The organism is Streptococcus sp. 9903, from assembly GCF_013276625.1.
GTDB lineage: Bacteria > Bacillota > Bacilli > Lactobacillales > Streptococcaceae > Streptococcus.
Genome location: NZ_VMLI01000035.1, coordinates 19,939 through 29,978, shown reverse-complemented (window position 1 = coordinate 29,978; position 10,040 = coordinate 19,939). Strand labels below are relative to the sequence as shown.

Below are 10,040 nucleotides of genomic sequence, written 5' to 3'. Positions count from 1 at the left end.
TTTAGGACATCCATTACAGACAAAGGTAGCTTTGTCTAGTAAAGGACAAGGAAGGTTATGGCCTGTAGACTCTCGGACTTGTCTGTTTCGTTTGACCTCTTTGGAAACAGTAGTTGGGTCTTTTAGAATGGATTGTCCAATAGCTTTGAATGTTTCACCGCGCTCTAAACCTAATTGGATATCATTACGGTCTGAAAGGGTAAGGTGTTTATGTTTTGTCATAGTAGACCTCATTTCTAATTCAAACGTCTCACACTTAATTCCACCATAAAAATCCGTTTTAGACTAATTTCCACTTTGGTCAGGCAAGTGGAAGTTACTTTGAGAAGTTACAATTAAATGCTAAATTAGAAAAAATATATGGGTCATACTGTTAATTTTTCTAAGAAAGATGTAAAATGGAAAGTGTACTATGTTTTTTTAACAAGTGTGGTACCAAAAATTAAAAAAGGTATCCTTTCTTTAAATTCCTAAAATATTTAAGGGGGGGGTATTTTTTAGTACCTCAAAAATAAAAATAAGAGAGAGGCGATTAGATGAGAAAATCAAATCGAGAAGTGAACGGAGAAAAGGTATTCCGTTACTCTATTCGTAAGTACCATTTTGGTGCTGCAAGTGTTGCCGTAGCAGCATTGATGTTTTTTGCTAATGGTGCGGTTAAGGCAGACGCTTTAGCTGTATCACCTGTTACGGCTAATACTGAAAAGGTAAATGCTGGTGTTACGGACTTGACAGAGGGAGTTCCTATAGAGAAATCTCTAGAAGATGAGGGGAATAAGGAAATCGTAGCTCCTGAGCCTGCAGAGAAAATATCTAACAAGGAAGATGGAGCTGGTTCTAATACTCAAGGTGAAAAAGAGATTAAAGTGTCTGATAAAGCAGTTCTTACCACTAATCAGATAGAGGAAATCAATAAAGCCGAAACAAATGGCAAAGAAGAGGAAGCGGTTGCTAATAAAGATAAATTGGAATCTCTTCTAAAAGAAATTGATCAATTAAACTTAAAGGACTATACAGAAGATACTGTTAAAGTATTACAAGAAAAAGTTGCGAAAGCAAAAGAAGTACTTGTTAATGCAAAAACTCAAAAAGAAATTGCTATTGCTTATAATGCCTTGGTTGGATATAAAAACGCTGGTTTAAAACGTGTACCTAAACCAAAAGGAGAACTCACTCCTAAACCAGATACAACAAATGGTAAAGAAACAGTAGGAAAAAAAGCTGAAAATACTGACCCAAATGGCACAAATATTGCAGGGCATAATCATAGCTTGAATGGGACTTCTTTACCTGAAGGTAGTGGACTACGAACTGCACCTAAACCAGAATTAGCTGATGTTCAAATTGGACGATGGAATGGAACTAGACGAACATTTGATAGATCGAATGTATTTGTAACACCTGCCAACCAAGGGATAGTTGGAAACGTTATGAAAATTAAAGCTATTTCTGCCAGTGACAATTTTACAAATATTGAAGTTACAGGTAATCAGGGATTCCCATTACAAGTAAAAAAGAACATCAACGGTAAAGAAGCAGAGTTATATTTTGAGGGGAATACACCATCTAATGGTTCTTGGAATATGACGGTGACAGCCACTACTGCTAAAGGAACGAAAAGTTTTAATTTTGGATATTATACTGCTTTAAGAAAACCTACTATTCTAACACAAAATACTGCTTTAGAGGGGAAAGCTAAAGAAAAACCAACCATTGAAGTAGAAGTTCCTACATTTTCTCCAGCACCAACTGGGTCAAAATTTAAAGTTTACCTAGTCAGAGGAGGAAGTACAAATGGATGGGATAATAATGGTAATGCTTATCCTTCAGGATATTCTGTTTTAGCTTCGGCTGATGTTGTTGCTTCTGCTGGGGGAAAAGGAACTGCAACCATTAATGCAAGTAATTATAGAGTTAGTGAGTTGGGCACTACAGCTTTTAAAGCGATAACTGTAATAGAGGTAAATGGAAGAGAGAATGATACTGACCCAGGTGAACGTGGTTCGTGGTTTAGTGATGAAAGAAGAGCGACAGAGAAACTTGCTAATAAGACAGCGTTAACGACAGCACTATCAGATGAGGCGACAACGAAAGCAAGTTCAGCTTACTATAACGCGACATCAGAAAAACAAAAAGTCTATGACCAAGCCATCGCAAGCGGAAAACAAATCAAGGATAAACCAAATGCGACACAAACGGAAGTAGATAATGCGGCAAGTGCGATTACGAACGCTAAACAAAACTTAGGTGGTCAAGACACGAATAAGACAGCGTTAACGACAGCACTATCAGATGAGGCGACAACGAAAGCAAGTTCAGCTTACTATAACGCGACATCAGAAAAACAAAAAGTCTATGACCAAGCCATCGCAAGCGGAAAACAAATCAAGGATAAACCAAATGCGACACAAACGGAAGTAGATAATGCATTATCAGCAATTAATACAGCTAAGAATGCATTAAATGGAAATTATGTATCATCGACATCATCAACTGTTCAACCTAGTCATCCTGTTCAGAATGATTCTTCTGCTGTTCAATCTAGAACAGACAGAAGTATGGAAGATATGGCTAAGGAAGAATCGCCTGTTTCAGCTAAACAGCAACTAGATAAGTCAGAACTTCGTACTTTATCTCATGAATTAGAGGAACGTTTGAAGGTCTTGACAGCAGTATCTAACTCAAAAGTAGAAGAAGCTAAAAAAGTTCTTGCAAATGCTCAGAAAGCTATTGCAGATAGTGATTTAACAGAGCAAGGTTTGCGTGATGCAGTAGAAGCTGTTAAGAAAGCCTTAGCATCTCTTAAAGATGTAGAAGTAAATGATGTTGATAGCAAAACTGCACAAGACAAGAGCGATGTTAAGAAAGTAGCAGAAGATAGTAAGGATTCAGATAAGATGTCTGAAACAAACTCAGTACCAACAGGAGTGTTTGTAGCAGGTCTTCTTGCTCTGTTAGGAGTAATTATTTTCTGGTTGATTCGTCGTAAGAAAGATTCAGAACTCAAGCAATTAAGTATTGAATTGACTAAGGTTCTAGAACAACAAGATGTAGCAAAAGCAGACAAAAAAGTCCTAGCTAAAGCCCAAAAACTTCTCCAAGAAACTCTTGATTTCGTGAAAGAAGAAAGTGGCTCAGCAGAGACAGAAGCTAAGTTAGTAGAACAACTGAAAGTAATCATTACTAAGCTTAAGTAAGAGCAAAAAGAGTGAAATGCTGGATTAGAAAGATATTTCTATAAAAGCTAAGATTTAGAAAAGGCTGGGCAGAAAGTCTTTAAAATCAGAAAAACGCATAGTATCAGGTATTGAACAGCCGTGATATTATGCGTTTTATAGTGGATTGAAATAAGATGTGAACAAATTGATTGGGAAAATCAAATTAATTTCTAGAAATTTTTTAGCAATCGTGGCGTACTATTCCAACTTCAATTTATTATATTGTAGAAAGATTTACTTCATTTTCTCCTAAAATTGAGTTTTGCCCATCTTTTTTTGATATTTAGAGCGATGAAAATATTATTATAGAGCTGTTTTTTATAGTTCAATTGACTATAAGGCGACCGAGTTTACTGGAAGTCTCCAATTATCCGAAGAGGGAGAAGTTTCTTGGGTGCAAAAAGACCAGATTCCAAACTTGAATCTGGCCTATGATATGCTACCCTTGATGGAGATGATGGAAGCTCCGGACAAATCTGAATTTTTCTACCCTCGCCGTACAGAAGACGATTGGGAAAAGAAAATTTTCTAATCTTTTACTAAATAACCTAGCTGATCCAAGGCCTCCTCGATATAGTGGAGGTCTTGTTGTGTTTCGGCTTCGACTAGGTGGTAATGGATGCCATCTGTCAATTCAGACAGAGGTCTAAAGTCAGAATGTTCGACTTGTTCTAGAAAATGTTGCACATCTCTGCGACAAGACAGTTTAAGCAAGGTTTCGATTTCTCCATAAACGGGATGGTCAATCAAGGTATTTTGAACACGTCCACCATTATCAACGATAGCAAGGAGTTCTTGACCGATTTCTTCAACTTCATGTTTGACTTTGAAAAGTTTGTGAACATAAGGATTGGTATCAATTTGCTTATAGATGTAGCCACGATTAGTGGATAGGATAGGAGCGCCATCGGCTCTCAAAATTGCAATGTCCTGCACAATGACCTGACGTGTGACATGAAAATGTTCCGCCAAACTTTGGCCGTTGAGGGCTTTAGGAGCTTCTTTCAAGAGTTGGAGCAGGGCTTGTTTGCGATCTTTTGTCATAGTTCTTCCTTTTAACGGCGTTTTCGAAGCACTTTATAGACAGCTAGTGCTAATGTATAGTCTACCATACTATGGATAATTGTACCAAATCCAACTAGCACAAAGAGAACATAGAACATATTTTCTACATTGGTACCAGAAGTTGCGTAAAAAACGACACAGGCTAATACTTCAGCAAGGGAATGGACAAGCGCTAAAACAAAGTTAAAAATCCAGGAAGCTTTTGGTTTATCTAGGGTATCGGGGAATTTTTGTAGGTAAAGAGCTCCCAAAGTCCCAAAAAAGATATGGGAAAAAGCTCGAAATACGATAACCATAGGATAGCCAGCCATCAAAAATCCAAAACTAGAGGCTAGGATGACAAAAACTGCCATCAAGGGCGACAAGAACATGGCAATAAAAATAGCGATGTGGCTTCCCAAAGTGTAAGAAGCAGGTGGAATGACGATTTTGAAAGGCATAACAATTGGAATCAAAATCGCAATAGCCGTTAAAAGGGCAGTCATTGTCATAAATTGTGTCTTTTTCCGTGTGTTCATAAGAATCTCCTTTTCAACTGTATACACACTAGTATAGTACAATAAAATAGACAATAAAGCAAGGATTTACTTAGGTTTATAGGCCATTTTAAATTAAATATTGGTAAAGATTTCACTAATAATAGTAACGAAATAGAGCAAAATCTCCACCTTCAAGCGTGAAAGCGGAGATTGTTTTATTTCTTCAAGGTTTGTAGTCTTGGAACAATAGCTAGGGTTAGAACTGCGGAAATGACTAATTCGGCAATTGAATTTGTTGAGATAACAGTTGCTAGGAGTTTTTGGATATTACCATCAAAGACATTTCCAAAAAGGTAGAAAATTCCACCAAGTACAAAGACTGTGTTGGTAAGTGAACCAAGGGCACCAGCTAGAATCAGACCAGTTTTATTTTTCATTAGTTTATAGACTAGATAAGGAGTTAGACCAATCAAAATACGTGGGACGATAGCTATGATAGCTGAGTAGATGTTTCCGTTTGGTACAAAAGGTGAGAAGAGGTAGCTTGTTGGTAGAATTGTAATCGTATTAACTGTCAAGCTAAGTAGTCCCATTAAAAATCCAAGTGTAACCCCAACTCGTGGACCGTAAATAATGCTGGCAATAATGACAGGAATATGAACAATGGTCGGTTTGATTGGGAATGGAAAAAGGTTAAAGATAAGTGAGCTTAGAAAATGAATCACAAGCATGGTTGCAAAAAAGATAGCAATAGGTGCAATATTAGAGCGTTTTTTCATCGAGAGTTTCCTTTATTCTTTCTAAAATAATTGTGAGGTCGGCTAAGGCTCCTCTTCCGTGGTCTCCACAAGCTAGTAGGGATTCCTTAGGAGCAATCAGCTGATAGCCGTAGGTTTCTAATGTTTTCAGATTAGCCTGAGTTGCTGGATGGTCATACATTTTTGTATTCATAGCAGGAGCTATTAGTTTGGGAATATGACTTGGCAAGGCTAAAGCTGTACTGGTCACCATGTTGTCCGCAAAGCCAAGGGATAGTTTTGCGATAGTGTTAGCAGTTGCAGGGGCCACGATAAATAAATCTGCTTTTTTTCCAAGTTCGATATGATTGACTTGATCAGGATAGGGTTCCTTCATGACATCCAAGTGGACGGAATTCTGTGAGAGTACCTGTAGTGTCAAAGGTTGGATAAACTCTGTAGCAGCCTGAGTCATTAAAACAGTGACTTGATGACCTTGTTTTTTTAGAGAACTGACTAAATCTGCAGACTTGTAAGAGGCGATTGAGCCCGTTACAGCCAAGAGAATGTTTGCCATAGCTTTCCTTTCTAAGAATGATAGGCTTGAATTTTTTCAAGGAGGAGTTTTGCAATTTCTTCTTTAGTCTTAACCGTTTGAAGATGCTCTTTTTCAACAAAGATCGCGCGGTGTTGATCTGCTGAAATTTGAGTCAGATCATTTGCAATAATCAAGTCTGCTTGGTTTTTGATAAGACTTTTTCTAGCAATGTCAACCAGATGATCTTCGCTAACATCAACCAGCAGTTTGAAACCAATCAGATGAATAGCAGGATTCCATTCCTTGACTAGAGAGATGATTTTTGGTGTCTTTTTTAGGAACAAAACCTGAACCTCGTCAGTTGAAGAAATCTTAGCTTGATGATTTTGCTTGCTTAAAAATTCTTCTAGATTGGAACTAGATTGAACTTCCTCAAACCCTGTCATATAAACAGGAGTGTAATCGGATACAGCCATTGAGTGAATCAAGACCTGATAATCCTTGACACGTTCTTGCATTTCCAGTAGAAGGTCCTTGGTATTGCTAATTTCTCGAATACTTAGGTTGGGATGAGCTTCTGGCTTCAAAGATCGTTTTGTCGTAATTAAACAAACTTCATGCCCAGCAGCAAGCAAGGTTTCAGTGATGATTTTCCCCAAGCGACCTGTGGAATGGTTAGTGATAGAGCGGACGCTATCGATAGCTTCACTGGTACCGCCCGATGTAACTAAAATTTTCATAGCACTATTGTACACAAAAATAAACGGTAAGTAAAATGAAAGTGATAAAATTTTGGTAAAAGGAAAGAATATAGTTTCAAACTATAAAGCCATATAAAATTTAAGAAAGGACTTTAAAAACCTTAAAAACAGGGATATTTACGAACGTTTAGAGAGTTTTAGGATGTTAAAAATCTTGTTTTGTGTTATAATGAATTATCATATAAGAGGTTAGAGGAGTTTTGAATGAAAACAGATATTGAAATCGCACAGAGTATTGAGTTGAAGCCAATCGTTGATGTTGTAGAGAAACTTGGTATTTCTTACGACGATTTGGAGTTGTACGGAAAGTACAAGGCTAAGCTTAGCTTTGATAAAATTCGTGCAGTTGAGAGCAATCCAGTCGGTAAATTAATTTTGGTTACTGCCATCAACCCAACACCAGCAGGTGAAGGTAAATCAACTATTACCATTGGTCTTGCGGATGCCTTGAACAAGATTGGCAAGAAAACCATGATTGCTATCCGAGAACCATCTCTTGGTCCTGTAATGGGGATTAAAGGTGGTGCAGCTGGTGGTGGATATGCCCAAGTTCTTCCAATGGAAGATATTAATCTCCACTTCACTGGAGACATGCATGCCATTACAACTGCTAACAACGCTCTTTCTGCCTTGATTGACAACCACTTGCACCAAGGAAATGAGCTAGGAATTGACCAACGTCGTATCCTTTGGAAACGTGTTGTGGATTTGAACGACCGTGCTCTTCGCCATGTGACCGTTGGACTTGGTGGTCCTCTAAACGGTATTCCTCGTGAGGATGGCTTTGACATTACCGTCGCTTCCGAAATCATGGCCATTCTTTGCTTGGCAACAGACATCGAGGACTTGAAACGCCGTTTGGCTAATATTGTTATTGGTTATCGCTATGATCGTACACCTGTTTCTGTAGGTGATTTGCAGGTTGAAGGTGCCTTGGCTTTGATTTTGAAGGATGCGATTAAGCCAAACTTGGTTCAGACAATTTACGGTACACCTGCCTTTGTACATGGTGGTCCATTTGCCAATATCGCTCACGGATGTAACTCTGTCTTGGCAACGACAACAGCCCTTCACTTGGCTGATTACACAGTTACTGAAGCTGGTTTTGGTGCAGACCTTGGTGCCGAGAAATTCCTTGATATTAAGACACCAAACTTGCCAACATCTCCAGATGCAGTTGTTATCGTCGCAACCCTTCGTGCCCTTAAGATGAATGGTGGTGTAGCTAAAGACGCTTTGACAGAAGAAAATGTGGAGGCGGTTCGTGCAGGTTTTGCTAACTTGAAACGCCACGTTGAAAATATCCGTAAATTTGGAGTACCTGCAGTCGTAGCAATCAATGAATTTGTCTCTGATACTGAAGCAGAAATCGCAGCCTTGAAAGAGCTTTGTGCCTCAATCGATGTACCAGTTGAGTTGGCAAGTGTCTGGGCTGATGGTGCAGAAGGTGGAGTAGCGCTTGCTGAAACAGTTGTTAAGACTATCGCTGAAAACCCAGCTAACTATAAACGTTTGTATGACAATGACCTTTCTGTTCAAGAAAAGATTGAAAAGATTGTTACTGAAATCTACCGTGGTAGCAAAGTAAACTTTGAGAAGAAAGCTCAAACACAAATCGCTCAAATCGTTCAAAATGGTTGGGACAAATTGCCAATCTGTATGGCTAAAACTCAATATAGTTTTTCAGATAATCCAAATGCACTTGGAGCACCTGAAAACTTTGAAATTACCATTCGTGAATTGGTACCAAAATTAGGTGCAGGCTTTATCGTTGCCTTAACTGGTGATGTCATGACTATGCCAGGACTTCCAAAACGACCAGCTGCTCTCAACATGGATGTTGAAAGCGATGGAACAGTATTAGGCTTGTTCTAGTATATTGCAATTGACTTTAAATGAGTTTGGAAATACTATCCAAGCTCATTTTTTCTCAGACTGCAAGCAGTTCATCAATAAGATTTAGTCCTCTTTCCCTTGGGAAGAGGCTTTTTAATACTAGGAAAAGGACAGTTAGAGTCTTCTGTGTTATACTAGAGATATGTTAGATTTGAAAGAATACGGTATCGTCATGTGGCCGGAGGAGAAGATTGTTTCTTTTCGTCAGAAACTCCTCACTTGGTATGATGAAAACAAAAGAGATTTACCGTGGCGTAGAAGTAAAAATCCTTATCATATCTGGGTGTCTGAAATTATGCTCCAGCAGACCAGGGTGGATACGGTTATCCCTTACTATGAACGATTCTTGGACTGGTTTCCAACAGTGGAAAGTTTGGCGAATGCACCTGAGGAGCGTTTACTGAAGGCTTGGGAGGGACTGGGATATTATTCTCGAGTTCGTAATATGCAGGCTGCGGCTCAGCAGATTATGACTGACTTTGGTGGCCAATTTCCAAACACCTATGAAGGAATTTCCAGTTTGAAAGGGATTGGCCCTTACACAGCAGGAGCCATTTCCAGTATCGCTTTTAATTTGCCTGAGCCAGCGGTCGATGGTAATGTCATGCGGGTCTTGGCACGTCTGTTCGAAGTCAACCACGATATTGGGATTCCAAGTAATCGCAAAATTTTTCAGGCAATGATGGAAATCTTGATTGATCAAGATCGTCCAGGCGACTTTAATCAAGCTTTGATGGATTTAGGGTCTGATATTGAGGCTCCTGTAAATCCCAGACCAGAAGAGAGTCCAGTGAAGGACTTTAGCGCGGCATATCAGAATGGAAGCATGGACCGTTATCCAATCAAGGCTCCCAAGAAAAAGCCAGTTCCTATTTATTTTAAAGCCTTAGTTGTGAAAAATTCTCAAGGACAATTTTTACTTGAAAAAAATGAAAGTGAAAAGTTATTAGCAGGATTTTGGCATTTTCCCTTGATAGAAGTTGATAACTTTTCGCAAGAAGAGCAGTTTGACCTCTTTCATCAGGTTGCGGAAGAAAGTGTGAACTTTGGCCCCAGTCCAGAAGAGAGTTTCCAGCAGGACTATGACCTAGATGTTGATTGGCTTGATGTTTGTTTTGATACAGTCCAGCATGTTTTTAGTCATCGAAAATGGCATGTGCAGATTGTAGCAGGTCAGGTGAGTGACTTCCATGATTTTTCAGATAGGGAAGTTCGCTGGCTTTCACCAGAAGAATTCAAGAATTACCCACTTGCCAAACCCCAACAAAAAATCTGGCAGGCTTATGCAAAAGCCAACTTAGACACTAACAAAGACTAGCTATCGTGTCTTCTTGTTATTTTTTTGG

9 protein-coding genes and 2 pseudogenes are annotated in these 10,040 nt (G+C 38.9%); 5 read left to right on the top strand and 6 right to left on the bottom strand.

The window, feature by feature from the left end:
* Positions 1-222, bottom strand: a 222-nt coding sequence (locus HT696_RS10375; protein WP_173283370.1) for a helix-turn-helix domain-containing protein, incomplete at its 3' end; no start/stop codon positions are given.
* Positions 223-536: 314 nt separating this feature from the next.
* Between HT696_RS10375 and HT696_RS10830 the strand changes: the two are divergent.
* From HT696_RS10830 to HT696_RS10355, 3 genes and pseudogenes are all read left to right on the top strand, one after another.
* Positions 537-2,453, top strand: a pseudogene (locus HT696_RS10830) (YSIRK-type signal peptide-containing protein); the annotation flags it as partial.
* Positions 2,454-2,759: 306 nt separating this feature from the next.
* Positions 2,760-3,197, top strand: coding sequence for a hypothetical protein (locus tag HT696_RS10360; RefSeq protein WP_173283199.1), 438 nt, complete (start codon positions 2,760-2,762; stop codon positions 3,195-3,197).
* 355 nt (positions 3,198-3,552) lie between these two features.
* A pseudogene (locus HT696_RS10355) lies at positions 3,553-3,750 on the top strand (NUDIX hydrolase); the annotation flags it as partial.
* Here HT696_RS10355 and HT696_RS10350 read toward each other — a convergent pair.
* The 5 genes from HT696_RS10350 to coaB all read right to left on the bottom strand — a co-directional run bounded on the left by HT696_RS10350 (position 3,747) and on the right by coaB (position 6,777).
* A complete protein-coding gene (locus HT696_RS10350; RefSeq protein WP_050104668.1) occupies positions 3,747-4,262 on the bottom strand; it encodes a transcription repressor NadR in 516 nt (171 codons plus the stop codon). The pseudogene HT696_RS10355 and the gene HT696_RS10350 sit on opposite strands and share 4 nt — an antisense overlap.
* Positions 4,263-4,273: 11 nt before the next feature.
* Positions 4,274-4,801 carry an ECF transporter S component gene (locus tag HT696_RS10345; protein ID WP_173283197.1) on the bottom strand — a complete coding sequence of 176 codons (528 nt, stop codon included), beginning with the start codon at positions 4,799-4,801 and terminating at the stop codon, positions 4,274-4,276.
* Between the two features lie 176 nt (positions 4,802-4,977).
* Positions 4,978-5,541 carry an ECF transporter S component gene (locus HT696_RS10340; protein WP_000747412.1) on the bottom strand — a complete coding sequence of 188 codons (564 nt, stop codon included), beginning with the start codon at positions 5,539-5,541 and terminating at the stop codon, positions 4,978-4,980.
* On the bottom strand, positions 5,525-6,076 hold the full coding sequence (gene coaC / locus HT696_RS10335) for a phosphopantothenoylcysteine decarboxylase (RefSeq protein ID WP_173283195.1): 552 nt from the start codon (positions 6,074-6,076) through the stop codon (positions 5,525-5,527). Before coaC ends, HT696_RS10340 begins: the two co-directional genes overlap by 17 nt.
* 11 nt (positions 6,077-6,087) lie before the next feature.
* Positions 6,088-6,777, bottom strand: a complete 690-nt coding sequence (gene coaB, locus HT696_RS10330; RefSeq protein ID WP_173283193.1) for a phosphopantothenate--cysteine ligase — start codon at positions 6,775-6,777, stop codon at positions 6,088-6,090.
* A 225-nt stretch (positions 6,778-7,002) separates the two neighbouring features.
* Here coaB and HT696_RS10325 point away from each other — a divergent pair, with 225 nt between their 5' ends.
* Both HT696_RS10325 and mutY read left to right on the top strand, forming a co-directional pair.
* Complete coding sequence (locus tag HT696_RS10325) at positions 7,003-8,673, top strand: formate--tetrahydrofolate ligase (protein WP_173283618.1); 1,671 nt, start codon at positions 7,003-7,005, stop codon at positions 8,671-8,673.
* Positions 8,674-8,836: 163 nt separating this feature from the next.
* Entirely contained in the window at positions 8,837-10,012 is a 1,176-nt protein-coding gene (mutY, locus tag HT696_RS10320; RefSeq protein WP_173283617.1) for an A/G-specific adenine glycosylase, read from the top strand.
* The last annotated feature ends 28 nt before the right edge of the window (positions 10,013-10,040 follow it).